The organism is Planktothrix mougeotii LEGE 06226 (genome assembly GCF_015207485.1).
Classification (GTDB): domain Bacteria; phylum Cyanobacteriota; class Cyanobacteriia; order Cyanobacteriales; family Microcoleaceae; genus Planktothrix.
Map to the genome: position 1 here is coordinate 46366 of NZ_JADEWU010000014.1, position 24632 is coordinate 70997.

The following is a 24632-nucleotide window of genomic DNA, read 5'->3' on the forward strand; positions in this document are numbered from 1 at the left end:
GATTTTTACTCTGTATTTATTCAATTATATCTAATTCAATTTTGAACCTGTGTATAAACAGATTCAACCCTGAATTTTTAGATCATCTTCAGAACAAATAGCATCACAAATCTCAAATCTAACTATTGATTAACTAAGAAAAAATTCGGAGTTGTGAGATCTTGAGTTAATTGAATTGAAATCATTTGACCCGGTTGTAATGTTGTGGGTGAGGGGGAGGTTCCCAGACCAATTCCAGCACCTGCAATTGCACCGACTAACGCCCCAATTCCGGTAAATCCACTGACTAGAAATCCCGCTAAACTTCCTGCACCCGTCCCAATTCCCACCCGTTCAGGACTGACTTCTAAAGACCCTGGAATCCAGTTAGATTGACCTTGAATGGGGATGCTGCGACCGTCTAAATTAATGGCTTGAGCTATAAATCGACTGCCTTTTGTAGTGGTTTCAAATTCTCCTACAATTGGCGTATCCGGTGGCACAATATAATTGCCCAAACTATCAACAATTCCCCCTTGTAATAACAACACATCCTGACGTTCTGAACGACGGGTCAGACGGACTTGATCTTTCGTGGGATAAAGTAACGTTAAAGTAGTTCCCGTCGGGAGCAAAATTGCTGACGGACTAGGATTAAAATAAGATTGTGGTGTTCCTGGCGGTACTGAGGGAGGTAACGGTTGACCAAAGGGAACCGCTTGGGGGAGAGATTCTGTTCTACTGAATTGAGCATTGGGTGCAACAACGACCACGGTTTCAGAAACGGGAACCGGAGGACGATAACCCGGTGTTTGAGGGATATATACCACCGTCTGAGGAGGTGGCGGTGGGGGTGTCATCGTCGGAAGCACCTGCACTTGAGTCGGTTGATTAACGGGAACCTGCACAATCTCTAAGCGGGAGTCTCTCATCGGTTGAGGGTTGGGTAAAGCCGTCTGTCGAGGGTCGTATTGACGGACAGAATATTGAGGCGGTTTAGGGGGTTCTGGCGGTTTAACCGTTGTAGAGGTTGGAGGGGTGGTCGAGGGTGCTACCTGGGTCCGAGTTGAAGTTGTTTGGGGTTGAGTCGTCGCAACATTCGTAGGGGTGGGGGGTTCTTCTGGGGGTAAGGTTTGCAGTGTCGGACGCAATACCCAGAGGTTATCAATGCCAATTTGTCGTAAATCTAAGTCTTCTGGATCAATCGTAATCCCTGTTGCAAACTCTACCACTAATTGCGCTTGTTTGGGTTTCGTTTGGATTAAACTAACTTGACGCACAACCCCGGTTTCATAGTTTTCTGTAATCTGAACTTTAACTTCTGTATTCGGAAGGTCGAGGACTAAACGAGGGGGAATATTATAAGCGGATACCTGGGGTTTATTACCAGCCGGAAGTTCAACCTCCACAATTCCAGTGTTCGGGTCAATTTTCCAGTCTCCCAAAATAGCCGCCTGTACCGCTAAGGGGTAAGCGGTTGTGATAGCCACAGCAGCGACAAGACTAGAAGTTCTCAACAGCAGACTTCCATACAACGCGGGTACATCGGAGGCGACTAACGTTTGTACAGTTTGCTTAAATTGTTGCTTGAAGTTTTGCGGTTGCATGGTTTCTGCATGAAAACTCTAGTTTATGCAAGTTTTATTAGCACGTTTAAGGGCAAAATGCAAGTAGAGACGCGCCATGGCGCGTCTCTACACGATACAGATATGTAGCAAACTTTTAAGGATGGAATATAAGATTATAGATCTCAAACCCCCATGAAACTGATTCAAAAATGGAAACGATTAAGCTCCTATTTTGTGTTTGATCATCTTTGGTGCAGAATTCGACAGGATAGGGTTGAGTTACCGAATGGAACTATTATTGATGATTTTTTTATCCATGTTCGACCGGATATTGCGTTAGTTTTACCCATTACCGAACAACAGGAAATTGTTTTTGTGCGTCAATATCGTCATGGCGTTGAACAAATTTTATTAGAATTACCCGCAGGCGCATTTAATCCCGAAAAAGAAACTCCAGAAGCAGCGGCGTTAAGAGAATTAACCGAAGAAACCGGTTATATGGCAGAGTCTATGGTTAAACTCGCAACGTTATATGATAATCCAGTTAAAGATACCAATTCGGTGCATTTATTTTTAGCCAATCCGGTTAAATTGTTATCAAAAACTTCCCTGGATATTACAGAAGAGATTGAAGTCGTTTTGATTCCCATAGAAATGGTATTGCAAAAAATTCAAACCGGAGAAATTTGTGTAGCGGGTTCGGTGGCTGCTCTGTTTTTAGGTTTAAATTATTTACAAGCAACTAACTAGGGTGGTTGATTGAAATAGAGGGGTTAGATTAATAGGCAAAACCTTATAATTTCATGCTTCTAATTTATTCCCATTCTTGCTTAATTTTATTGCGGTTACGAGTAATTTTTTCAGGGGTTGTATCTCTATTTTCTGATCATTCATCATTGAATAATTCCGACATAATATGACCTAGCTTACAATAACCCTTGATTTCTTTCTAAAGCTTTTTTAAATATTCAGTAGCTTGCTTTAAATTATCAATTTCTTGTTAATTTTCTTGTTTATTCATCATTAGTAATCAGTTTCTACTATAGAGCGAATCAGAGGTTTAAGCGATCATAAGACCGGATAACCGTAAGGCGAAAGGGCATCGGGCTAAGAAATCAGAAGCCAACACTTACTCGTAGAGAAGTGTTGGTAGTTCACTCTATTATATACTCATAAACCCGCCTCAGTTGTAACCAACTCAGACGGGTTTTGTTTCTGTATAATTGCGTTTTAAAATCAACCCGTAACGTTTACGATCTCAGACCGCTCTGATGAAGGGTTTAGCCTTCCTTTGACCGTAATCAAGTGGAGGAAGCGATAAAAACTCCACGCCGTTTAAGTTGACCTATAATTGTACCGTTCGCATCCCTGACAGTTCGCTCTCCTTCGGTTTGCAACAATGGAACACAGCGGCATAACTTCCATCCGGTACTTACCTTATACTCTCTAATTTAACAGCTATTCTACTCATCATCATCTAGCTTATGAAATAAGTCGTTCTCATCATTTAGATTTAGCTTTAAAGGAACAGTATCCCCACAAAGATTGAATCTGATATTTAAAGTAAAATTAAGGATAAAAATTGAAATCCCCCATCCGAAGATAGGGGACTTTTTGAGTCAGCGATAGTCATCTGTATATAAGATGACAAAATACCCACCTGATTTTCAACTAACTAGAGGAATAATTGTAGAATATTCTAAATCAATCTTAAGAAAGAGGATAAAAATCGTTAAAGTAATCATGATGTAGGGTGCGTAAGCAGAGCACACGCACCAACTCCAAATTAACCCATGCTGTAAAAAAAATCGGGAGCGATCGCTATTTGATTTTACTCCAATATTGGCTCTACTCCCGTAACTGGTTTATAAAATATTAAAAATGGTTCTAAACACATCCAAATTTGCTAAAATTGCATAAGCAACTAAAGCTCCACCGACACCACCCACTAAAAATCCCCCTGCATATTCATGCCATCCTTCTGATGTTTTTAACGCTTCGGGAGGGTTCGGTGTAGTAACCGTTGCTAGGGGTTCAGGGGGATCACTAGCTGCATATAAAGAAATCGCAAAAGTGGAAATTAAAATGGTACTAATGGTGGCAAATAATCCCGCCATTAAACCTACTGCTGTATCTCGTAAAGGATTAAAAGTTACAAAGGGGCCTAATAACCAATAACCATGAGCTAAACCCACTTCTAACCCCCGACGTTGGGGTGATAAACCTTTACGATAAGCGGGTAAATTATTAATCAATGCTTTGGTAAACGCAGAAGAATTAATCGGGGTTGCTAAATTACCAATTTGCGGATCATCATAGGGAGCATGAACCACTTCACGGTTGCGGGGATCACCCGGACGATCATTAGAACGTTGAATATTTTCTACGATTTGAACCATAATCTTTGATTCCGTAATTTTATAGGATTACCTAAACCCAATTTAGAGAAATTTAGGCCTTAATTCATCTTCCAGAAGCCATATAAAATAATCTCTCTTGAGTTATAGGTTGACCCTAGAAAAAAGATGGCTAGTGGGCTACCTGATAGCTTATGGGTCAGGGATAGGGGTTTTGCTGGATTAAAGGTTCCTGGGGAATGTAAAGTTTTATGTCATTTTTTAACCTTTCTGTCTCTGGGGTTCTCAGTTCTTGTTAGAAATATTTTCAAAAAAATATCCCCCTTTGTTGAGAGATTGGGAGATAATAGAAATGTTACCAGTTGATCAAAGCATAGCAAATGACTGAACAAATAGAAAAAATCAAAAAATTAATTGCCACGGCTACCAACCCCAAGCAAAAGGCAATGTATCAGCAATTGTTGGCTAAGTTGGAACCGGAGACTGAAATAGAAACCGAGCCGGAAGTTGAATCAAAAACTGATGAAGTACAACCCGTAAAATTAGAAGCCATCAAACCCAAGAAAATAGATGAAGTCCAAGTAGCATCAGAACCCGTTAAACCCAAGAAAATAATTGCACCCAAGGTTAAAGTTGAACCCCAACCCTCAACAGAACTTGAAACTCCCCAGGAACCCAAAGAACCTAAACCTAAAAATGAGTCCCTCTTCCAAGCCATCGGTATTATCAAAGGTGAAGTTAATTTAGGGGATGTGTCTACGATTAAGATAGGAGATAAGGAATATCGGTTATTTTATATTCCCGGTAGACGCCGATTTGCTTACGAAGCCCTTAAAAAGGAAATTGAAGCCACAGGAAACACGACTCAAAGATTAATCGTGTACCCTAAAATTTTACACTTTCCCGGTCGGGATAAACCTTATATTATCGCCTTCCAATTATCAGGGTTTATCTCCTCTATTCCCACAAAAAAAGAACATCCCTTCAATTCAGAATTAAAAGATTTTGAGTTTAGATTGTGCGGGTTATGGCAATTTATACCCGTTTGCAGAACGCCTTGTATCTCAGTCTTTAGAAATTTTACTAAAGATAGATTAGCGTGGATTAAAGAAGCAGAAGCCTCTCGGAAGGTTAAATTCATGAAGGCTACCCATGCGCCACTTTTGTGGAGAGATTCACCCGTAAAACCCTTTCGATTCAATCCTAAACTCGAAAAAGAACAACAAGCTAAAACTTATTTTGTAGAGTTAAAAGCCCGTTTTCTACCCGACAGAGATGTATTTGGATTTGTGGAATTGTTAAGCGAACCCACAGAGGAACGCCCCAACTTTTTTAAAGCTTCTAAAAAAATGAAGGCAGAAGCTTTAAGGGAAGTGGAATTTAAACGACGGGAAATTGAACAGGCACCGGATCATGAACCGATTGAAACTGTCACAATTGTTGAGGTTTCTAATACTACCCAAACTTTAACTGCACCGGACAGTCAAAACATCCCAGACAGTCAACCCGTAACGGTGCAGGAGGACAATCAAAATATCCCAGACAGTCAACAAACAACGGTTAAGGAGGAGAGTCAAAACACTGAAGAGTTGACAACATTTGGGTTAGAACCACTCAACCCGGATGATTTATCTCTTAACCAACTAAAATCAATTGTTCGAGAACAAATGAATGATGATGATATTAAGAAATTCGGAAAATTGACCAACAAAACGACCTGGATTGAAGCCTATCGTCATCTGAATTAATCCCATCCTTAATGGCGTTTGAGTCGCAACTGTGCGAACAGCGCCGTTAAGCCGGGGAATAGTTACCACAATTGATGAAAAATTCCTTTAGGGAAAAAGTCAAAAGTTCTGTGTCAGGTGCTTGTAGAATTGAGGACAAGCTGTACGCAGCAAGTGTTTAAAACTTAGTGAGGTCATGTATGTCAACGATTCGGAAAATTGAAGGTAATCCAGGTGACACTTGGGATGATTTGAGTTGGACAGATTTGAATGATGTTGAGCAAGGGTTGTGGGTCACTTTAGGTTGGAATGAAGCAAGTTGGGAAGAAGACTCTGACGCTCCTAATTCTAATGAGAAATATTGGGAAGAATTAACCCAAGCGGAACGTGATGCAGCAACAAAACTTGGTTATAACCAAACTTATTGGGATGAAGATTAAGGGCTACAAAAAGCCACCCTCTGTATGATTAAATTACTTTCATGGTGAAGCCCTCTGCCTATGTTGCGGTGGGTTTTCTATGTTTTAATTGAATTTTTTGATAAACAATTGTTGACCAGTCCAAATCTTAACCTAGCTGACTTAAACCCTTGAATACGGAAAAACTGCCTATTGATTCGGCAGTTTAAAGAATCGTAATATTGAGGTTGACAATTGCTGATGGCTGTCTAAGAGGCAGCAAAAGCAATCAGGAGCAGAGACGTCACTAGGAGGACAGCAGCAGCGCCTTGAAGTGCATAGCGACTTTGCTGTTCCGGTGAGGGGTACTCAGCATAAGACATTTTGGGTTCGATGGCGTAGTTATTCAGGATTCCGTTTTCGTTGGTGGTGTACATGGTGTTTTTCCTTGAACTCGCTTGTGTATGTAAATAAATGTAACGCAATGTTAAAGATTGTAACAGTGACTTGACTCAACAACTGAGGTGATGTTAGTCACAAGGGATTTTTCAGCCTACTTCCCCAGAAACCGGGTTTTTCAACAAAAATTCTGATTCTATTCCCTGAAGTTACCTGAGAAACCCGGTTTCTTAGCAGCTAACAAGGCTCTGTACTTCCCCAGAAACCGGGTTTTTCAACAAAAATTCTGATTCTATTCCCTTAAATTAGCTGAGAAACCCGGTTTCTTAGCAGCTAACAAGGCTCTGTACTTCCCCAGAAACCGGGTTTCTCAACAAAAATTCTGATTCTATTCCCTGAAGTTACCTGAGAAACCCGGTTTCTTAGCTTGGGGGGTTAATGATCGCCATTTTATTAATTTATATCTATTGATAAAAGTCTATGCACAGACTACACCTTACAATGATTGACGTGACTGCTCATAAAAGGCTGAACAATGGTTGAAAAATTAATTATCGATAACTTTGCCGGAATTCAACACTTAGAAATAGAGGTTAAGAAGATCAATATTATGATTGGCCCTCAAGCCAGTGGTAAGAGTGTTTGTGCAAAATTATTATTTTATTTTAAAGAGTTTATTACAGAGCTACTTAAAGCCGTTGAAAATGACCAAACAAAGCGTCAATTAGATTCATCTTACTCTGCTAAGTTTAAACATTATTTTCCTCCCATTTTCTGGGGAGAGCATGATTTTATATTGAGATATAAACTTAACGCTCATTTTATCCAAATCTCCCGTAAAAATAAGTTTTCCGTTTTACTTACTTATTCTGATTGTTATAAAGATACTTTTTCAGAATTACGAAAATTTTACCGTAAAAAGCCAGATAAAAATTTGGAAGAACTCATTTCTGATCCTTCACAATTTGCTGTAGATACTCGTATAGAAATGATGAGTTTTTTTCAAAAAAATGTAGGTAATAAATCTACTTTTATTCAATTTTTTATTCCAGCGATTCGTTCATTTTTTGCATATATACAAAAAAATGTATTTTCTGTTTTGTCAACTCAAAAATCATTAGATCCATTCCTTGAAACATTTGGGTCATTGTATGAATTCATAAAAAGAATGATGGAAATAAATGAATTTGAAGAACAGCGAAAACAACTAAATGAAGAGAAAATACAACCCTTAGTCGAAAAAATTTTAGCTGCTAAATATCTTTATGAAAAAGGAGAATATTTTTTGGAATTTTTAGATGGAAGAAAAATCATTATTTCTAATTGTTCATCCGGTCAACAAGAAACACTTCCTTTAGTTGTTCTATTATCGACAATACCATTTTTATCAACTATTGGCGGAGGTCAGACGATATATATTGAAGAACCCGAAGCACACATTTTTCCAGTGTCTCAAAAACATATTGTTGAGTTAATCGCTACTGTGTTTAACTCTAACCCTGATGGTCTTCAATTTTTTATTACCACCCATAGCCCCTATATTTTAACCGCAACTAACAATTTACTCCAAGCCGGTTTAATTTATCAAGAGGCTAATCCTGAAGTGATTGAAAAGCTAGAAACCATTGTTCCTCGTTATAAAGCTTTATTCACAGAAGATGTAGCTGTTTATTCTCTGATGGATGGTTCATGTCAATCGATTATATCTGAAGAAACGGGACTAATTGATACTAATATTATTGACTCTGTTTCCGAAGAATTAGCCATTGAATTTGATCAACTTCTTGACTTGATTTAAGCGCGATATGAAAAAGCGATTTCCAGAGTGCGAAAAAATTGTATCTGATAAACGAATAACTCGTAAAGAAAATCAGAGTCAAATTATTATTGAAAATCCGAATCAATTTAAAGTTTGTGTAGTTCAGGTTGATGGATGTGCAATTAAAGAAGGTCAGCGTTGTGATTATCTGGTTATTCCTGATAAACAAGATATCAAAAGAACATTAGAAATCTATATTGAGCTTAAAGGGTCTAAAATTTTGCACGCCATTGAACAACTAGAAGCAACAATCAAAAAACTCTCTGATGATCCAGCCAAACAAGAAAAGGTTTGTATTATTATATCAACCCGATGTCCTCTAGCCGGAACTGACATTCAAAATTTTAAGCGAGATTTTAAAAAGAAATATAATGCTACATTAGAAGTCAAGAATAGAACTTATACTTATTGTTTAAGCTAATATTATTATAGTTGAAATTAGGAATAATGAAATTGTCTGAAATCGAAGCGTTAAAAGAAAACACTCAACCCTTCTTTGTCCATATTCCCGTACTGAGTCGAGAATTAATTGCGGGGTTAGAAATTCGTGCGGGGGGAGAATATTTGGATGCGACCGTAGGGGGTGGCGGACATAGTTTATTATTGTTGCAAGCAGCAGAGAATATCCGGTTAACGGCAATTGATCAAGATCAAGATGCGATCGTGGCTGCCCGTGTTAAATTTGAACAAACGGAACCCTCTCTACTAGAAAGAGTACAGTTTTGGCAAGGAAATTTTGCTCAATATAACCCCAAAGGAAAACAATTTGATGGTATTATTGCCGATTTAGGGGTAAGTTCCTATCAGTTTGATCAGCCAGAAAGAGGGTTTAGTTTTCGTCATACTGCCCCTTTAGATATGCGAATGAATCAACAACAATCCTTAACGGCGGCGGAGATTATTAACCATTGGGATGAGAAGCGATTAGCGGATATTTTCTATCATTATGGAGAAGAACGATTATCAAGACGCATTGCTAAACGTATTATAGAAAAACGGCCGTTTCAAACTACAACGGATTTAGCAAATGCGATCGCAGGTTGTGTTCCGGGGAGTTATCGCCACGGAAGAATTCATCCTGCGACCCGTGTGTTTCAAGCTCTAAGAATTGCGGTGAATCAAGAATTAACGTGTTTAGAAAAATTCTTAGATCAAGCCCAATATTGGTTAAAACCAGGAGGCAGAATTGGGATTATTAGTTTTCATAGTTTAGAAGATAGAATCGTTAAACATCGGTTAAAAGATTCTCCGATTTTACAGATATTAACAAAAAAACCGATTCAACCTCAACCGGATGAACTAAACAATAATCCCCGTTCTCGTTCCGCAAAATTAAGAGTAGCAGAACGAAAGCTGATCGAATCTTAGAAAATGATCTAACGGTTCAATTCGTTTCAAGAGTCTAATTCTCAAGGGTTAATTTTAGCCCTTGAAATCAAGGTGATTATTTCTACTAAAAGAATTTATAATATTGATAGCCAGCCTTAACAGGTTAATCAAAAACCTGTGAGTTTCTAACCGATGTTAAACCCAGTTCAATTCAGTATAAAATTTTATGAATCGTCGTCAGTTTTTTAATCGCTTAAGTCTGGGTACTTTAGCAACCTCAATTCCTATTATTATTGGGGCTTGTTCTCAATTTTTGACCTCTTCTAAGTCCCCAACCCAAATACCACAATCAAATTCCGAACCGATTTCAAACACCCCTACTGATGGATTTATTAAGGTGGGAACCGTAGAAGAATTAGCGCAAAGTGGACAAATTCTTGACCTTAAACATCAGTTAATTGTCATTCGTAATCCTAATACAGAAAAACTAGCAGCATTCAATGTTAATTGCCCTCACCAAGGTTGTTCTGTGGGGTGGGAACCTACTTCTAAAACGATTATTTGTCCTTGTCATGGTTCTCAGTTTAATAGTGAGGGAGGCATTATTCAAGGGCCAACAGTGAAACCGCTAAAAGCTTATCCAGCCCGAATTGAAAATCAAACTATTTTCGTTAAATTGGGTTAAAATCAAATGATTAAAATTCCATTAAAATCTCGGTTTTTTAAAACATTTTTGTTAATTATTCTAGGGCTAATCTGTGGACTACTGGCTTGGTTCTGGCAATCCTATAAACCCCAAGAAACCGCTAAACTTGTGGCTATTCCTTCCTCAAATAGTTCTCAATTGCGGAAAGAACCCATTCAACCGATTCCGATTCATGTAGACCTGAATCAACAACAAGTTCAGTTAGGACGTAAACTATTTTATGATGTTCGTTTATCTCAAGATAATAGTATTGCTTGTGTCACCTGTCATCAATTTAATAATGGAGGCATAGATCGCCGAGTTCATTCAATCGGAATGGGTGGTAATGAAGGTATTATTAATGCCCCAACGGTATTTAATAGTAGCTATAATTTTAAGCAATTTTGGGATGGACGTGCTAATAGTTTAGAGGAGCAAATTCAGGATGCTTTATTTTCTCCCGAAATGGGGAATGCAAGTTGGTCTGAACTGATGAATAAATTACAAAAAATTCCCAGTTATATCACTGAGTTTAAAGAAGCTTATCCTGATGGAATGACACCCACTAATCTCAAATCGGCGATCGCTATTTTTGAACAATCTCTCTTGACACCTAATTCTCGCTTTGATAAATTTTTACGAGGAGATGAAAAGAGTATTAACGATCAAGAAAAGGAAGGATACCGTTTATTTAAAGCTTATGGTTGCATCGCTTGTCATCAAGGGATACTGCTCGGAGGTAATATGTTTCAAAATTTGGGCTTATTTGGAGATTATTTTAAGGATCGAAAACCGAACATTTCTGGTGAAAAACCTGCCATTACTAAGGCAGATTTAGGTCGATATAATGTTACACGGAACCTAGAGGATCTGCACGTTTTTAAAGTTCCCAGTCTGAGAAATATTGTTTTAACTCCACCCTATTTCCATGACGGTTCTGTTACAACATTAGACGCAGCCATTAAATTGATGGCTCAGTATCAACTGGGTCGTGAAATTCCCCAAACTGACATTGACTTAATCATTCAATTTCTAAATACATTAACTGGTGAGTTACCGAAATAAGCTACCTGTGAATTTAAAAGTTGTAATGCAGATCGGTTTCAGGTATTGAGTTTTGGTGATTTATAATAATTTCATTTAGATGTGTATTAGCTTAAAAATGTTAATCAAAATTCCACGCAATATTGTGATCAATACAACCCTGTTTTTACTAATTTTAGCTTGGGGGATTAGTAAAAGTTTTTCTTTAGATTCAGCGACCTACCAAGCCTATCATAACATAATTTTACAATTAGAATCAACCGAGGCAAAATTAAATCAAGAAATTTTGAGAGATAGATATGAACTATTCTTTTCCTATGACTTTTTAGTGCAATCTATATCTCAACAAAAATTCTTACACTATCAATTGCAATCCATTCCCAGTTTTGTTCAAGGAGAATTTAAACAAGAAATTTTGAATCATTTAAAATTACAAAAAAAATTAATGGAGCAGAAAGAAGCACGATTAGAAACGTTTAAATCTAAGAATTCTGCACTTAAAAATTCTTTACGTTATCTTCCATTTCTCATCGAAAAAGCCAGTCCAGAATTTCAAAAGCAATCTCAATTTAAAATGTTAGAAGCTCCTCTTAATCATTTGCTGTATGATCTATTACTTTACAATCTAACCCCTGATGAAGAACTGAAAGTGAAGATAGAAGGGCAAATTCAAAATCTCCATACTTTACAACAAGAATCTTCAACTTTAGAAATAGAATTTCCTTTAAAATTAGCGATCACTCATGCAGAAATTATTCTCCAGTATAAACCTGTAGTTGATCAGTTAACAAATCAGCTTTTAAATATTTCTTTATCAGACGTGGATCGGGATTTAGAAAAAGTATATATACAATCTTATAAAACAGCTTTAACTAAAATAAACTTATATCGATTTTTAACTTATATTTGGTTTTTGCTAGGAATATTAATAGGGGGTTATCAATTTATTAAAAATTTAACTAAATCTAATCAAAAAATTGCTAAATTAAATCAACATATTTCAGAATTAAACGAACAACTTCAAGTTGAAAACTTCCGCATGGTTGCAGAACTGAATATCTTAAAACAGATGCAAAATATGATTCTTCCTAAACTTGAAGAACTGCAAACTATTAATACTCTCGATATTGCTGCATATATGGAACCTGCTGATGAAGTGGGAGGAGATTATTATGATATTTTAGACACCGATGGAGTGATTACAATTGGAATTGGCGATGTCACTGGACATGGATTAGAAAGCGGCATTTTAATGTTAATGACGCAAACCGCAGTTCGTACCTTAAAAGAAACTCAAGAATCAGATCCCGTAAAATTTCTCACAATTTTAAACCGAACCCTTTATAAAAATATACAACGCATGAATACTGATAAAAATCTAACCCTTTCTATTCTGAATTATACAGAAGGCTTATTAATGATTAGTGGACAACATGAGGAAGTTTTAGTCGTGCGAAGGGAAGGTGAACTTCAACGCATCGACACTATTGATTTAGGTTTCCCCATTGGTTTAGATGAAGAAATTACTCAATTTATTAGTAAGATTTATATGGAATTAAAACCCGAAGATGGGATTGTTCTCTATACCGATGGGATTACTGAAGCCTGTAATATTGATAATCAACAATATGGACTAAATCGATTGTGTGAAGTTATCCGTTGTCATTGGTGCAATTCGGCTCACCAAATTCAAAATGCCGTGATTGAAGATCTTAAAGAATTTATAGGGAACCAAAAACAATTTGATGATATTACCCTTTTAATTTTAAAACGAAAATAAATGGCAATGTGTTCTAAGATTATGCGTATAATAAACACAACTTTCATTCATTTCTGCTCTACTGGCTTATGAACATCCTCAAAAAATATTCTTTATTCATTCTTCTCGTGATTGGGATTTTAATCACTCCCGTTTGGACAATCCTAACATCCGCCCAAACCCCCAACACGTTACAAACCCAACTCATCGAATATCAACAAGGTGATACCGTTTTAGAAGGATATTTAGCATACAATTCTTCACAAACTGGGAAACGTCCAGGGGTGTTAGTTGTACATGAATGGAAAGGGTTAGATGAGTATACTAAAAGTCGCACAGAACAACTCGCACGCCTCGGTTATGTCGCCTTTGCTGCGGATATTTATGGTAAAGGAATACGACCCCAAACCGCAGAGGAAGCCCGAACTCAAGCCACTCTTTACCGCAGTAACCGGGCGTTATTACGAGAACGAGTGAATGCTGCTTTAGCAGAACTCCGAAAACAACCTCAAACCGATCCTCAAAATTTAGCTGCTATTGGCTATTGTTTTGGAGGAACAACGGTTTTAGAATTAGCAAGAAGTGGTGCTGATATTGATGGGGTTGTGAGTTTTCATGGCGGTTTAGATAGTCCCAATCCCCAGGATGGAAAACAAATTAAAAGTAAAGTTTTAGTGTTACATGGGGCGGATGATCCATTAGTTTCTCCAGAAGATATTATGGCATTTGAGAAGGAAATGAGGAACGGAAATGTGGATTGGCAAATGATCAGTTATGGGCGAACTGTTCATAGTTTTACGAATCCCAAAGCGGGGAATGATCCCTCTAAAGGAACTGCTTATAATCCCGATTCTGATCGACGTTCTTTTGAAGCCATGAAACTATTTTTTAACGAAATCTTTTAGATAAACCGGGTTTCTGAATTTAACAGATTAAAACCGATCTCGTCAGAAACCCGGTTTCTAATCACATAGAAACAGTTATTTTATATCTCCAGAAAGAACGACTGGGTTTAAAATTCGTTATAATGCAAGTAAGCACTTACATGATAGTCTATGAATTCTCAGGAGCAGAAAACCGCAGCCACCCGAACTCGCTTATTGAAAGCGGCTTTAAAAGTATTTGCTGAAGCTGGAATTGCGGGAGCTACCACCAAAGAAATTGCGCGGGTGGCGGGAGTCAATGAAGTCACCTTATTTCGTCATTTCCATAGCAAAGAACAGTTACTCGCCTCCGTTGTTCAACACACAACCGCGTTGCAAATGGAAGCTTTAACTCACCAAGAGGAGTGGACACAGGATTTAAAAAAGGATTTAACGCATTATGGGTTACTTTATAACAAAATGCTCGAAGACCATGAAGCCCTGATTCGCACCTTTATCGGAGAAGCTAAACGCCATCCCCAAGTGGCATCTCGGATTATTGCCGAAGCCACCCAACCCTTGAGAGAAAAGCTCCTAACTTACCTCAATAATGCTCAAAACCGGGGTACAGTGCGCTCAGATTTACCCTTAGAACCCTCCGTTGATTTATTGACCGGAATGTTACTGGCGGGAATGCTGCGACGCAATGCCATCCCTCATTTCATCCATTACAGCCGCGAAGAATATATCGAAACCTGTGTCGATCTCTTCGTGCGGGGTATCAGTCCCTTACCAACCGACAACACCTTGATTAGTAGAGAACGGCAAGATGAAACCCAACTCTGTTATTGATTCTCACTTAAACGCAGAACCCGTTGAAGACCAAAAACCTTTATCACCGGAACAAATTCAAAGCAATGGACATCAACCCCTAGTTGAAGACATTTCCGTTATTGAGGAAACTCAACCTCCGAAAAAAAACAATCGTCCCTGGGCTTTTTTGTTAATGGGTGCGATCGCATTAATCACAGGAGGGGTTTTCGGGATTCGTTGGTGGCAATTCCAAAGCACCCACGCCACAACGGATAACGCCCAAATTGAAGGGCATATTTCTCCCATTGCTCCCAAAATTACAGCAACTGTTCAACAGGTGTTCGTTAAAGATGGCGATTATGTGCAAGCGGGTCAACGTTTAGTGATTTTAGAAGATCAAGATTTATTATTAAAAATTCAACAGGAAGAAGCCAACCTCAACGCGGCTCAAGCTCAATTACAAACTGCTAAAGATCAAGTTTCTTTAACGGCGAATACTAATATTAGTCAAGTTGAACAAGCGCAATCAAATTTCAAAGCTCAACAAGCCGATGTTGCCGCCCAACAAACTAATGTTCAGCAAGCTGAATCAGAAGCATTAGCCGCCCAAGCGTTAGTCCAACAAGCTCAACTTGGTGTTAACGCCGCCCAAGCTCAACTGCAACAAGACCAAGCTAACGTTGCTGCTGAACGCGCTCAAATTCAGGAAGCGGAATTGGGGGTTAATGTGGCTCGTGCGAAAGTTACCCAAGCCGAGGCTGAAGTTACCCGAACTCAACAGGACGTTCAACGGTATCAAACCCTGTACAGCCAAAATGTGATTCCGGCGCAACGGTTGGAGAGCGCCCAAGCTGCCTTTACAGAATCTCAAGCCAGTTTAACCGTTGCTGAACAAGGCGTTGGACAAGCGCAAGCAACGGTGAATAACGCCCAGTCTCAACTGCAACAAGCTCAAGCCCAAGTTGTTAATAGTCAAGCTCAACTGGCTCAAGCTCAAGCAGCCGTCAAAACCGCCCAGGCTCGACTCCAACAAGCCAACGCTCAAGTGAGTCAAGCCCAAGCTCAGGTGGAAAAATCCTTAGCTCAAGCCAATGCGTCCCAAGCTCAGGTTACAGAGACTCAAGCTTCAGGTCAGGAAGTGGTGGTACAGCAGGATCAAACCCAACTGGCGTTAGCCCAGATGAAACAGGCGGAAGCCTCCCTCGCCTTAGCTCGTCAACAACTGACCTATACCACCATTACCGCCCCAGTCAGTGGCTATGTGGGTCAACTAACGGCCGAAGTTGGCAAAAAAATCCAACCCGGACAACCGTTGTTAGCAGTGGTTCCCCTGAAGACCGATGACATTTATATTGAAGCGAATTTTAAGGAAACGGAGTTAAAGGATTTACGGGTGGGGGAATTGGCGGAAGTACACGTTGATGCCTATCCGGGGGAAGTGTTTCGGGCAACGGTTACAGGAATTAGTCCCGCAACGGGGGCTCAGTTTGCTTTGTTACCGCCCGACAATGCCACAGGCAATTTTAACAAAGTTGTGCAATGGGTTCCCGTGCGGTTAGCCTTTGTTCCCAATGCTGACCCAGAACACAAACTGAGAGCAGGTTTAAGCGTCACCGTAAGTGTAGAAACCAGAACCAATCATCCCTTGTAGGGGCGGGGTTCTCCCGCCCAAACTGTCAGCGTAGAAACCAGAACCCGTCATCCCTTGTAGGGGAGGGGTTCTCCCGCCCAAGCTCAGTTATCAGCACCAACTGTTAACACTTATATGAATCAAGTAAATTATATTACGGGTTATTTGAAGTGGGCGATCGCATTAACGGCCGCTTTAGGAGCCATTTTAGAAGTTATTGATACCAGTATTGTTAACGTTGCCCTCACCCATATGCAAGCCAGTTTAGGGGCAACGGTGACAGAAATTGCTTGGGTCGTAACGGGTTATGCGATCGCTAACGTCATTTTAATTCCCTTAACCGCTTGGCTCGGAGATTTTTTCGGTCGAAAAGCTTATTTTATTTTCTCCTTAGTCGGCTTTACCATTGCTTCAATTCTTTGTGGCTTATCTGTTAACTTACCGATGTTAGTTATTTCTCGGATTCTGCAAGGATTGTGTGGCGGGGGGTTACTCGCGAAAGGTCAAGCCATTTTATTCCAAACCTTTCCCCCCCATGAACAAGGCGTTGCCCAAGCGGTGTTCGGCGTTGGAGTCATTGCAGGCCCCGCCATCGGCCCAACGTTGGGAGGATACTTAACAGATACCTTGGGGTGGCGATGGATTTTCTTTATTAATCTGCCCTTTGGTATTTTAGCAACCTTAATGGCTTGGCTATTTTTACCCAAGGATGAGAACAAATCCAATAACACCAAAGTGGACTGGTGGGGGATTATTCTCTTAACCGTCGCCGTTGGCAGTTTACAAGCGTTATTAGAAGAAGGAGAACAGGAAGATTGGTTTTCATCCAATTTTATTCGGACTTTAGCGATCGCAGCAACGGTGGGAATGGCGTTATTTATTTGGCGGGAACTCACAACCCGAAATCCTGCCGTTGACCTGCGGGTTTTACGATATCGGTCTTTAAGTGCAGGCAGTATTTACTCAGGAATATTAGGAATGGGACTCTATGGAACCTTATTTGTCGTCCCGATTTTTGCCCAAAGTATTCTTGATTTTTCCGCCACCCAAACCGGATTTTTATTAGCACCAGGGGCGTTATCTTCGGCGGTGGTGATGATTTTATTAGGCAAAATTTCCACAAAAGTTGATGCTCGAATCTTAATTGCAATTGGAGCAATTGGTTCAGCATTGGTCATGTTTGACCTCTCTAATATTAGTCCCCAAACGGGTACAGATCAACTATTTTGGCCGTTAGTAATGCGGGGTGGAGTAACGGTGTTGATGTTTTTGCCCTTGAGTTTAGCTACTTTGGGGGCATTACCCAAACAAGCGGTATCCGCCGGGTCGGGGTTTTATAACTTAACTCGGCAATTAGGGGGGAGTGTGGGAATTGCTTTCCTCACCAGTTTATTAAGTCAGCGAGAAGCCTTCCATCGCGCGGTACTTTTGACTCATTTAACACCCTATGATTTAGCCACCAATGAACGGTTACAAACCCTAACAGCAACGTTCCAAAGTAAAGGAATGGATGTTGTTACAGCCCAGCAACAAGCCTTAGCGTCCTTAAGTCAAATTGTCAATACTCAAGCGGCGGTTCTCTCTTTTGCAGATGTTTTTAGAGTAGTGGGGGTCGCGTTTTTATGTTCGTTACCGTTATTAATATTTTTAGGTAAAGGAGGTAAAGGTGCGAAAGCTCCAGCAGCCCATTAAATTAGGGATTTTAAAATTTTTTCTTTATATAGTATTTTTAAATGAGATATAAATGTGGAACGGGCATCTTGCCCGTCACATCACATCACATCACATCACGTCACAGGTCACAGGTCACAGGTCACAGGCAAGATGCCTGTTCCACGTTCACAAATTATTTAAAAATGCTATATAGCAATCCGTGTAGGATTTGTGAAAAAAACTGTAGGGGTTGGGAGACCCAACCCAAGCGCAAAGAGGGTTGGGAGACCCAACCCCTACGATGAATTGGATATCAAACTATTGAGATTGTTTATTTGGAGTCATTGCCTATGCTTAATGTTAAAATTTATGATTAATCAATATTTAAGCAAAATTGACCTTAATAGGTGGAATCTTAATCATCAAATTAGCATTAACATTAACATCAATAATCCCAAAACCTCCCTTAGTAGGTTCTACTGCATCATAACGAATTCTAACCCCAGTATCAGAGTAACTATTAGGATAGCCTCTAAAACTGCTATTATTCCAATCTCGCCAATCAGAATAATCAATTCCTCCTGCCATTCTGGGTAAGATTGCAGCTTGAATTTGAGGAGTTGTTAGGCGTGTATTTTCCTGTAAATATTGAGCGGCGATCGCCATTCCAATAGAAGCAGCACCAGAAAAAGCAGATAGGGTAGGTCTACTATCTTCAATGCGAGGAAACACCAGCGCTGCATTATTTCCTAAACTTTCACGACGTTCTGATCCAATGATTACCGAATATTGGGGGCTTCTGATTTCCGCAACCGTAACATCTTGAAATTGTCTATGCAAAAACTCCCGTTGTGCTAACTGAACTTCTAGCCTTTTATCCCACCATTCTTGCTGTCTTTTTTGAAAGAAAGAAAACGCCGATCTTCCTAAGCTTCCCATGACTAAACGTAAAACGGGATTAGCGAGTAAGAAAAACAAGAAAGCATCTGCTCGTTTGGGGTTCTGTAAGCCTAAATTAACGATAAAAGAAGCAGTCCCCAGACCACTATAGTATATGAATTTTCTGCGTTTCATAGCGTTAATTATTCTAAAAGATCTTCAAAAAAATAAATTGCTGGGCAGTTACCTTGAGGATTCTTTCTTATACATTCACCGTGTAAACCCAAGGTGCGAGTATTAGTAACATCTATAACCCATAGAACTTTTTGTCCCATCGCTAAATCTCTATACTCATAAAACTGCCCATCTTTGTAAATTGATAATCTATTCAGAGAACCCTGTGCTAGATAATGGTTTTCTGGGAAACCTATTGATAAAGTTAGAGTTTTAAATGTTGGATTTTCTCCTGGCCCAGCTAATCTACAAGCTACTTTGGAGTCTTTTGTTCCATCGGAAATCGATCCATTTATGGCACCAAAAAAGCCAACTGCTCTAAAAATTTCAAAGCCTAAACTGACATCTTCGTTAATGGGTTTATACATTCCGCCTTGTATTTCCTTACATCCTAGTTCTCCTAAAGAAGTAACACCAGGACGACGAGCTTGAGCATAAACTAAATTTCCTGTATCCAGAAATAGAGTTGCTAAAATCAAACTGGAGAGCCATCCATTAACGAACCTATGTTTAACAATATTCATAATCATCTCAATTTAGAGAGTCTGGTAATGAGGATAGGAATTCAATAAATTATCATCAAATAAAATTGTGATTTTAGAAATCCTGAAATGTACGATTTAATCGTGACTTTTGTTACGAATTATTAGGGTAAAGTTCTAAACTGTTCTAAAATGTTTGATTAAGTGCTGTTTGATTTTAGGTTATAATGGCTACATCCCTGACTACATCGTAATCCTATGACTGTTACAGAGGCTTTACAATTAGCAAATGAGTTAGTCTTTGCTCAAACCGGAAAACATTTGGATGATTTGCAAGAAGAAGTGCTCAAGGGGTTGTGGCAAGGTCAAACTTATAAGACAATTGCAGAGGAATCTAATCGGAGTGAGAGTCGGGTTAAAGATATTGGTCATAAATTATTGCATATTTTATCAGAACAATTAGGGGAAGATATTAAAAAATCTAATTTTCGCTCAACGATAGAAAGAACCAATATAACATCCTCACCCTCATCAAAAATTGTAGAAATTAATCATAATTTTAATTTTTGTTCTCATAATTTTCATAATAATACGAAAGAACTTCTATCAGACAAGCTTTCTAATACTTCCCCCGTATTTCACGATTTAACAATAGCTCCTAAAATCACCTATTTTTACGATCGCACCACTGAACTAAACACCCTATCCCATTGGTTAATTGATCAAAATACTCGTCTCATCTCAGTTTTAGGATTCACTGGTATTGGGAAAACAACTCTAGTTAAACAGTGTGTTGACCTCCACTTACAATCCTTTGATATTATTATCTGGAAAAATATTAAACTTTCCCCATCTTTGGATCATATTCTAACTGAAATTTTAACCTTTATTAATCCTGATTCTATTTTAACGGACAATAAATTAACTCAAATTTTAAATCTTTTTCGGGATAAAAAATGTTTAATTATCCTAGATGACGTACAGGAATTATTGATGAAAGGACAATTCGCTGGACACTATCAAAGCGAATATCGAGATTATCAAACCTTTTTTTCAATGATGACTGAAACTGAACACAAAAGCAGTTTAATTTTAATCAGTCAGGAAAAATGCCAAGAAATGATATCCTTAGATCAGGAATTATATCCCGTTCAGTGTTTGGAGTTGGAAGGATTACAGGATATTAAAATTCTGAGAAACTATGGTTTACCCGATCAGGATAGTTGGTCAAGGCTGATTGAATTGTATGAAGGTAATCCCATTTATTTAAAAGATATTGTCGGTTTAATTAAAAAAATATTTGGCGGTAAAATTTCTGAATTTTTAACAGAAAATAGCTTAATCCTAACAGAAAGTATTAAATTCCGTTTAAATCTAATTTTTGAGCGATTATCTTTAGTTGAGCAAGAAATTCTTATAGAAATCAGTCAGGATAATCACCCGGTATCCAGAGAACAGTTAAGAGAACGTTTATCGTTATCGTCAATAGATTTGATTAATGGGTTAGACTCTTTGAACAAACGGTATTTAATCAAAATCATTGAAGCTGATCAGATTTTATTTAGCGTATCTCCTGTTATCCAACAATATATTAAAGTTTGCTGTTCAGAAACCGGGTTTCTCAACAAAGTTTGATTTGAGGCGACTAATCTTAATCAGAAACCCGGTTTCTTGAAATTGTGCGATCGCTCAGAAACCGGGTTTCTCAATCAATCTTAATTTAAACGAAAAATCTTAATCAGAAACCCGGTTTCTTGAAGGTTGTGCGATCGCATTCTTCCAAAAAATTATATAATAGACAATAACTCAATTTAAAAGTAATTTATGAACGTTACCGATATTCGCAATCAAGTTAAACAGTATATTGATCAGTTATCTCCAGAAAAACTCAGGGTGGCTGCGGATTTTTTATCGTATTTAGCAGAACGAGAAAATCAAGAAAAAACAGAAGAATTACTTAAAACTTCTGAGTTTAAAGAGTCTCTTGAACAAGTAAAAGAAGATATTTTAGAAGAACAACTTATTTCATTTGATAAACAAAAAAAACGAAAAGTTTTGATTAATATATTACAAGGAAAATATGCTCATGCTTCCACCAGTAGTGAAGATTTTGCTCAACAAAAACAAAAGGAGATTGACTGGGAAGAGCGCAACCAATGAATATTATTTTAGATGCTTGTGCGATTATTGCTTTTTTACGAAATGAAGCAGGTGCAGATGTCGTTAGAGAAACACTGCTTAATGAAGATAACACTTGCATGATTCATGCCATTAACCTTTGTGAAGTTTATGATGATTTTTATCGAGATATTGGCGAAGCAAAAACAGAACAAATGATACAGGATTTAACTGATATTAATATTATAACTCGTTCCGATTTAGATGATGAATTTTGGCGAACAGTTGGGCGTTATAAAGCGACCATCAGACGAATTTCTTTAGCTGATTGTTTTGCCCTTGCTTTAGCCAATAAAGAAGCAGGAATATTACTCACTTCTGATCGAAAAGAATTTGAACCTGTAATTTTTCTGAATATCTGCCCAATTACTTTTATTCGTTGAGGTTGTGCGATCGCTTTCTGCATACCCCAGTTAGTTTAACAGGTTAACAGGCAAGATGCCTGTTCCACAAAATGCCTCAAACAGCCACACTGCAAGAATTCAGTATTTTTTCACGATTTTTATTAGAACCCTGGATAATAGAGGCGGTAAGATGGGTAATACCTGATCTGTTCATCTGGGAGTAGGGAATCGCATGAGTCGGGGAGATGGTCGAAAGCTGAAACTCATGGTCGTCGATGACGAACCAGACAACTTAGATTTGTTGTTTCGGACATTTCGCCGGGACTTCCAAGTGTTCAAGGCCGACAGTGCCCTCAAAGCTCTGCAAATTCTCGACGACGAGGGTGAAATGGCGGTGATTATTTCTGATCAACGGATGCCAGAAATGAACGGAACCGAATTTCTCGGCAAAACCGTTGAACGTTTCCCGGACACCATTCGGATTCTGTTAACCGGATATACGGATGTTGAAGACCTGGTGGAAGCGATTAACTCTGGTCAAGTTTTCAAATACATCACCAAACCTTGGAATCCCGAAGAACTCAAGTCTGTGATTCAACAGGCTTCGGAAACTTACAAATTCTTCAAACAACGAACCAATGCTCTGCGGCGCGCTCTGCGTCGGGAATCTCTCTATAACGATGTTGTTAGTGCCCTGCGAGAGTCCCTCGACTTCTCCAGTATGCTACAAACCATTGTTCGGACATTGGGAGAAACTTTTAATGCAACAGGCTGCTGTATTCGTTCCGTAGAAGAGGGGAAACTTTCGGTTCAAACCTTTTCGTTTGGCGGAGAAGGAGAGACTGTCCAAAGTTGGTTATCTCAACTGGAAATCCCCATGCAAGGGGTATTAGAAAGTCGAGAAACTCAAATTCAACAAGGGCAAAACAGTGCTGTTACTAGCACTGAAATTATTTTACCCCTGACCTATCAGCATGATTTACTGGCAATTTTAGCTTTGTATCAAGACAACAGCCCTTCTCCTTGGTCAGAGGATGATATTCAACTGTTGGAGGTGGTTTCTGAACAAGCGTCTTTAGCGTTGTCTCAAGCCAAGCTCTATCAACGCACGGTAGAGTTAGCCGAACAAATGCGGAACGAACTCAAAGTCGCCAGTCAAATTCAAAATAATCTTTTGCGTCAAAGTTGGCCAGAGTTTGACACCTTTCGGGTACAAGCTTGTTGTCATCCCGCGCGGGAAGTGGGGGGAGATTTCTTTGAAGTCTTTATTCATCCTCAAGGAGATATTTGGGTGGCCTTGGGAGATGTCTCTGGGAAAGGGGTTCCAGCCGCATTATTTATGGCGAGTGCGATTTCGGTGATGCGTCGGGAACTGTCTCAGGAAACGTCCCCTGAACCCGATCAAGTCATGCAGAATCTTAATAGTATTTTATCGGATGATTTAGTCAGTAATAATCACTTTATTACAATGGTTTTGGCTCGTTATACCCCGTCTACGGGGCATCTCGCCTATGCCAATGCTGGACATATTTATCCCTTAGTCTGGTCACATCAAGCCATTAGGGATGGGGCAAATCGCACTCCTTCATCGGTGCAGGTTGAACCCACGTTTCTCAAGACTCGTGGTATTCCGTTGGGAATTCTGCCCGTCTGGAGAGGCAAAGGAGACAGTTTCACGATTAATCCTGGGGAGGTCTTTTTAGTGACCAGTGATGGTATTACTGAAGCCACAGTGGTGCAGGAAACAACCGATGGTAGTCCCGCCATTCGATCCATGTTGCAACAGGAGGGACTTTGGAAGTTACTCCAACAACAAGAACAGCTAAATTTAGATGGTTTATTAGCGGCTATCCGCGAACATAATCCCGTTCAGGAAGATGATCAAACTATACTCTCTCTGGAGGTTTTGTTGACTGATGAAAACTGAGCTTCAAGTGCCAAGCGATATTAGGTTTTTAACAATTGTTGAAAACTGGTTATTGAGCAGTTTGGAAGTGGAGCTAGGAGAGCACGTAGATTGGCCCCGTCAATCCAATCGGTTTCGCCTCGTCCTCGCAGAAGCTTACTCCAACGTCATCCGTCATGCTCACCGCAATAAACCCGATCTTCCTGTGATGGTTCGTTTAGAATTTAAAGATCGAGATATTTCTTTAGAAATTTGGGATCACGGTACAGGCTATGAAGTGGATAATTATAATCCTCCTAAACCTGAAGATAAACAAGAAAGTGGTTATGGTTGGTTAATTATGAATCGATTAATGGATCGAGTGGATTATTGTTTACAAATTGATGGCCGTAATTGTTTAAAATTAGAGGCTAGTTTACCCGATAAAGCTGCAAAATCTTAAATCAGTTATCAGTAGAGACGTGCCATGGCACGTCTGTACCAGTTATCAGTAGAGACGTGCCATGGCACGTCTGTACCAGTTATCAGTAGAGACGTGCCATGGCACGTCTGTACCAGTTATCAGTTATCAATTAATTGTTAATCC

23 protein-coding genes are annotated in these 24632 nt (G+C 39.1%); 18 read left to right on the top strand and 5 right to left on the bottom strand.

All coding sequences use genetic code 11. From position 1 onward, the window contains the following. Nucleotides 1-122: 122 nt before the first annotated feature. Nucleotides 123-1586 (bottom strand): AMIN domain-containing protein, encoded by a 1464-nt coding sequence (locus tag IQ236_RS08585; protein WP_193868873.1) that lies wholly within the window; start codon nucleotides 1584-1586, stop codon nucleotides 123-125. Between the two features lie 153 nt (nucleotides 1587-1739). On the opposite strand from IQ236_RS08585, the gene IQ236_RS08590 reads away from it, so the two are divergent. Further along, nucleotides 1740-2297 (top strand): NUDIX hydrolase, encoded by a 558-nt coding sequence (locus tag IQ236_RS08590; protein WP_193868874.1) that lies wholly within the window; start codon nucleotides 1740-1742, stop codon nucleotides 2295-2297. A 1115-nt stretch (nucleotides 2298-3412) separates the two neighbouring features. Here IQ236_RS08590 and IQ236_RS08595 read toward each other — a convergent pair. Then, nucleotides 3413-3946 (bottom strand): photosystem I reaction center subunit XI, encoded by a 534-nt coding sequence (locus IQ236_RS08595; RefSeq protein ID WP_190522413.1) that lies wholly within the window; start codon nucleotides 3944-3946, stop codon nucleotides 3413-3415. Nucleotides 3947-4284: 338 nt separating this feature from the next. On the opposite strand from IQ236_RS08595, the gene IQ236_RS08600 reads away from it, so the two are divergent. Both IQ236_RS08600 and IQ236_RS08605 read left to right on the top strand, forming a co-directional pair. Beyond that, the gene (locus tag IQ236_RS08600; RefSeq protein ID WP_193868875.1) at nucleotides 4285-5652 is read left to right on the top strand and encodes a hypothetical protein; all 1368 of its coding nucleotides are present in this window, start codon (nucleotides 4285-4287) and stop codon (nucleotides 5650-5652) included. A 179-nt stretch (nucleotides 5653-5831) separates the two neighbouring features. Beyond that, a complete protein-coding gene (locus IQ236_RS08605; RefSeq protein WP_190522417.1) occupies nucleotides 5832-6071 on the top strand; it encodes a hypothetical protein in 240 nt (79 codons plus the stop codon). A gap of 227 nt (nucleotides 6072-6298) precedes the next feature. On the opposite strand, the gene psb34 is transcribed toward IQ236_RS08605, so the two are convergent. After that, nucleotides 6299-6466, bottom strand: a complete 168-nt coding sequence (gene psb34, locus IQ236_RS08610) for a photosystem II assembly protein Psb34 (RefSeq protein ID WP_193868876.1) — start codon at nucleotides 6464-6466, stop codon at nucleotides 6299-6301. 497 nt (nucleotides 6467-6963) lie between these two features. Between psb34 and IQ236_RS08615 the strand changes: the two genes are divergently transcribed. From IQ236_RS08615 to IQ236_RS08660, 10 genes are all read left to right on the top strand, one after another. Then, nucleotides 6964-8226 (top strand): AAA family ATPase, encoded by a 1263-nt coding sequence (locus tag IQ236_RS08615; RefSeq protein ID WP_193868877.1) that lies wholly within the window; start codon nucleotides 6964-6966, stop codon nucleotides 8224-8226. A gap of 7 nt (nucleotides 8227-8233) precedes the next feature. Beyond that, on the top strand, nucleotides 8234-8668 hold the full coding sequence (locus tag IQ236_RS08620; RefSeq protein WP_193868878.1) for a hypothetical protein: 435 nt from the start codon (nucleotides 8234-8236) through the stop codon (nucleotides 8666-8668). Between the two features lie 26 nt (nucleotides 8669-8694). After that, entirely contained in the window at nucleotides 8695-9615 is a 921-nt protein-coding gene (gene rsmH, locus IQ236_RS08625) for a 16S rRNA (cytosine(1402)-N(4))-methyltransferase RsmH (protein WP_193868879.1), read from the top strand. A 187-nt stretch (nucleotides 9616-9802) separates the two neighbouring features. Further along, nucleotides 9803-10261, top strand: coding sequence for a QcrA and Rieske domain-containing protein (locus tag IQ236_RS08630; RefSeq protein WP_193868880.1), 459 nt, complete (start codon nucleotides 9803-9805; stop codon nucleotides 10259-10261). Nucleotides 10262-10267: 6 nt separating this feature from the next. Further along, the gene (locus IQ236_RS08635) at nucleotides 10268-11326 is read left to right on the top strand and encodes a cytochrome-c peroxidase (protein WP_193868881.1); all 1059 of its coding nucleotides are present in this window, start codon (nucleotides 10268-10270) and stop codon (nucleotides 11324-11326) included. Between the two features lie 79 nt (nucleotides 11327-11405). Next, nucleotides 11406-13085 (top strand): DAHL domain-containing protein, encoded by a 1680-nt coding sequence (locus tag IQ236_RS08640; RefSeq protein WP_193868882.1) that lies wholly within the window; start codon nucleotides 11406-11408, stop codon nucleotides 13083-13085. Nucleotides 13086-13153: 68 nt separating this feature from the next. Beyond that, entirely contained in the window at nucleotides 13154-13969 is an 816-nt protein-coding gene (locus tag IQ236_RS08645) for a dienelactone hydrolase family protein (protein WP_193868883.1), read from the top strand. A 150-nt stretch (nucleotides 13970-14119) separates the two neighbouring features. After that, a complete protein-coding gene (locus tag IQ236_RS08650; protein WP_193868884.1) occupies nucleotides 14120-14779 on the top strand; it encodes a TetR/AcrR family transcriptional regulator in 660 nt (219 codons plus the stop codon). Beyond that, nucleotides 14757-16391, top strand: coding sequence for an HlyD family secretion protein (locus IQ236_RS08655; RefSeq protein WP_193868885.1), 1635 nt, complete (start codon nucleotides 14757-14759; stop codon nucleotides 16389-16391). The genes IQ236_RS08650 and IQ236_RS08655 overlap by 23 nt, the downstream gene beginning before the upstream one ends. Before the next feature lie 114 nt (nucleotides 16392-16505). Further along, nucleotides 16506-18062 (top strand): DHA2 family efflux MFS transporter permease subunit, encoded by a 1557-nt coding sequence (locus tag IQ236_RS08660; protein WP_193868886.1) that lies wholly within the window; start codon nucleotides 16506-16508, stop codon nucleotides 18060-18062. A gap of 345 nt (nucleotides 18063-18407) precedes the next feature. Here IQ236_RS08660 and IQ236_RS08665 read toward each other — a convergent pair whose 3' ends face one another. Next, nucleotides 18408-19097 carry a Clp protease/crotonase-like domain-containing protein gene (locus IQ236_RS08665; protein WP_193868887.1) on the bottom strand — a complete coding sequence of 230 codons (690 nt, stop codon included), beginning with the start codon at nucleotides 19095-19097 and terminating at the stop codon, nucleotides 18408-18410. Between the two features lie 8 nt (nucleotides 19098-19105). Then, a complete protein-coding gene (locus IQ236_RS08670) occupies nucleotides 19106-19660 on the bottom strand; it encodes a hypothetical protein (protein WP_193868888.1) in 555 nt (184 codons plus the stop codon). Nucleotides 19661-19876: 216 nt separating this feature from the next. On the opposite strand from IQ236_RS08670, the gene IQ236_RS08675 reads away from it, so the two are divergent. The 5 genes from IQ236_RS08675 (at nucleotide 19877) to IQ236_RS08695 (ending at nucleotide 24488) form a co-directional block, all read left to right on the top strand. Then, entirely contained in the window at nucleotides 19877-21253 is a 1377-nt protein-coding gene (locus IQ236_RS08675; protein ID WP_193868889.1) for an NB-ARC domain-containing protein, read from the top strand. Nucleotides 21254-21442: 189 nt separating this feature from the next. After that, nucleotides 21443-21778, top strand: coding sequence for a hypothetical protein (locus IQ236_RS08680; RefSeq protein ID WP_193868890.1), 336 nt, complete (start codon nucleotides 21443-21445; stop codon nucleotides 21776-21778). Continuing rightward, the gene (locus tag IQ236_RS08685) at nucleotides 21775-22179 is read left to right on the top strand and encodes a type II toxin-antitoxin system VapC family toxin (protein WP_193868891.1); all 405 of its coding nucleotides are present in this window, start codon (nucleotides 21775-21777) and stop codon (nucleotides 22177-22179) included. The genes IQ236_RS08680 and IQ236_RS08685 overlap by 4 nt, the downstream gene beginning before the upstream one ends. Nucleotides 22180-22372: 193 nt before the next feature. Continuing rightward, on the top strand, nucleotides 22373-24067 hold the full coding sequence (locus tag IQ236_RS08690) for a SpoIIE family protein phosphatase (protein ID WP_193868892.1): 1695 nt from the start codon (nucleotides 22373-22375) through the stop codon (nucleotides 24065-24067). Then, on the top strand, nucleotides 24057-24488 hold the full coding sequence (locus tag IQ236_RS08695; RefSeq protein ID WP_193868893.1) for an ATP-binding protein: 432 nt from the start codon (nucleotides 24057-24059) through the stop codon (nucleotides 24486-24488). The genes IQ236_RS08690 and IQ236_RS08695 overlap by 11 nt, the downstream gene beginning before the upstream one ends. The last annotated feature ends 144 nt before the right edge of the window (nucleotides 24489-24632 follow it).

What these genes read in the sequence shown, in the direction of transcription:
- rsmH (WP_193868879.1), top strand. Translation starts at nt 8,695, where the DNA reads ATGAAATTGTCTGAAATCGAAGCGTTAAAAGAAAACACTCAACCCTTC.
- IQ236_RS08670 (WP_193868888.1), bottom strand. Translation starts at nt 19,660, where the DNA reads ATGAATATTGTTAAACATAGGTTCGTTAATGGATGGCTCTCCAGTTTG.
- IQ236_RS08680 (WP_193868890.1), top strand. Translation starts at nt 21,443, where the DNA reads ATGAACGTTACCGATATTCGCAATCAAGTTAAACAGTATATTGATCAG.
- IQ236_RS08665 (WP_193868887.1), bottom strand. Translation starts at nt 19,097, where the DNA reads ATGAAACGCAGAAAATTCATATACTATAGTGGTCTGGGGACTGCTTCT.
- IQ236_RS08645 (WP_193868883.1), top strand. Translation starts at nt 13,154, where the DNA reads ATGAACATCCTCAAAAAATATTCTTTATTCATTCTTCTCGTGATTGGG.
- IQ236_RS08630 (WP_193868880.1), top strand. Translation starts at nt 9,803, where the DNA reads ATGAATCGTCGTCAGTTTTTTAATCGCTTAAGTCTGGGTACTTTAGCA.
- IQ236_RS08650 (WP_193868884.1), top strand. Translation starts at nt 14,120, where the DNA reads ATGAATTCTCAGGAGCAGAAAACCGCAGCCACCCGAACTCGCTTATTG.
- IQ236_RS08585 (WP_193868873.1), bottom strand. Translation starts at nt 1,586, where the DNA reads ATGCAACCGCAAAACTTCAAGCAACAATTTAAGCAAACTGTACAAACG.
- IQ236_RS08655 (WP_193868885.1), top strand. Translation starts at nt 14,757, where the DNA reads ATGAAACCCAACTCTGTTATTGATTCTCACTTAAACGCAGAACCCGTT.
- IQ236_RS08675 (WP_193868889.1), top strand. Translation starts at nt 19,877, where the DNA reads ATGACTGTTACAGAGGCTTTACAATTAGCAAATGAGTTAGTCTTTGCT.
- IQ236_RS08605 (WP_190522417.1), top strand. Translation starts at nt 5,832, where the DNA reads ATGTCAACGATTCGGAAAATTGAAGGTAATCCAGGTGACACTTGGGAT.
- IQ236_RS08590 (WP_193868874.1), top strand. Translation starts at nt 1,740, where the DNA reads ATGAAACTGATTCAAAAATGGAAACGATTAAGCTCCTATTTTGTGTTT.
- IQ236_RS08595 (WP_190522413.1), bottom strand. Translation starts at nt 3,946, where the DNA reads ATGGTTCAAATCGTAGAAAATATTCAACGTTCTAATGATCGTCCGGGT.
- IQ236_RS08635 (WP_193868881.1), top strand. Translation starts at nt 10,268, where the DNA reads ATGATTAAAATTCCATTAAAATCTCGGTTTTTTAAAACATTTTTGTTA.
- psb34 (WP_193868876.1), bottom strand. Translation starts at nt 6,466, where the DNA reads ATGTACACCACCAACGAAAACGGAATCCTGAATAACTACGCCATCGAA.
- IQ236_RS08620 (WP_193868878.1), top strand. Translation starts at nt 8,234, where the DNA reads ATGAAAAAGCGATTTCCAGAGTGCGAAAAAATTGTATCTGATAAACGA.
- IQ236_RS08600 (WP_193868875.1), top strand. Translation starts at nt 4,285, where the DNA reads ATGACTGAACAAATAGAAAAAATCAAAAAATTAATTGCCACGGCTACC.
- IQ236_RS08685 (WP_193868891.1), top strand. Translation starts at nt 21,775, where the DNA reads ATGAATATTATTTTAGATGCTTGTGCGATTATTGCTTTTTTACGAAAT.
- IQ236_RS08615 (WP_193868877.1), top strand. Translation starts at nt 6,964, where the DNA reads ATGGTTGAAAAATTAATTATCGATAACTTTGCCGGAATTCAACACTTA.
- IQ236_RS08690 (WP_193868892.1), top strand. Translation starts at nt 22,373, where the DNA reads ATGAGTCGGGGAGATGGTCGAAAGCTGAAACTCATGGTCGTCGATGAC.
- IQ236_RS08695 (WP_193868893.1), top strand. Translation starts at nt 24,057, where the DNA reads ATGAAAACTGAGCTTCAAGTGCCAAGCGATATTAGGTTTTTAACAATT.
- IQ236_RS08660 (WP_193868886.1), top strand. Translation starts at nt 16,506, where the DNA reads ATGAATCAAGTAAATTATATTACGGGTTATTTGAAGTGGGCGATCGCA.
- IQ236_RS08640 (WP_193868882.1), top strand. Translation starts at nt 11,406, where the DNA reads ATGTGTATTAGCTTAAAAATGTTAATCAAAATTCCACGCAATATTGTG.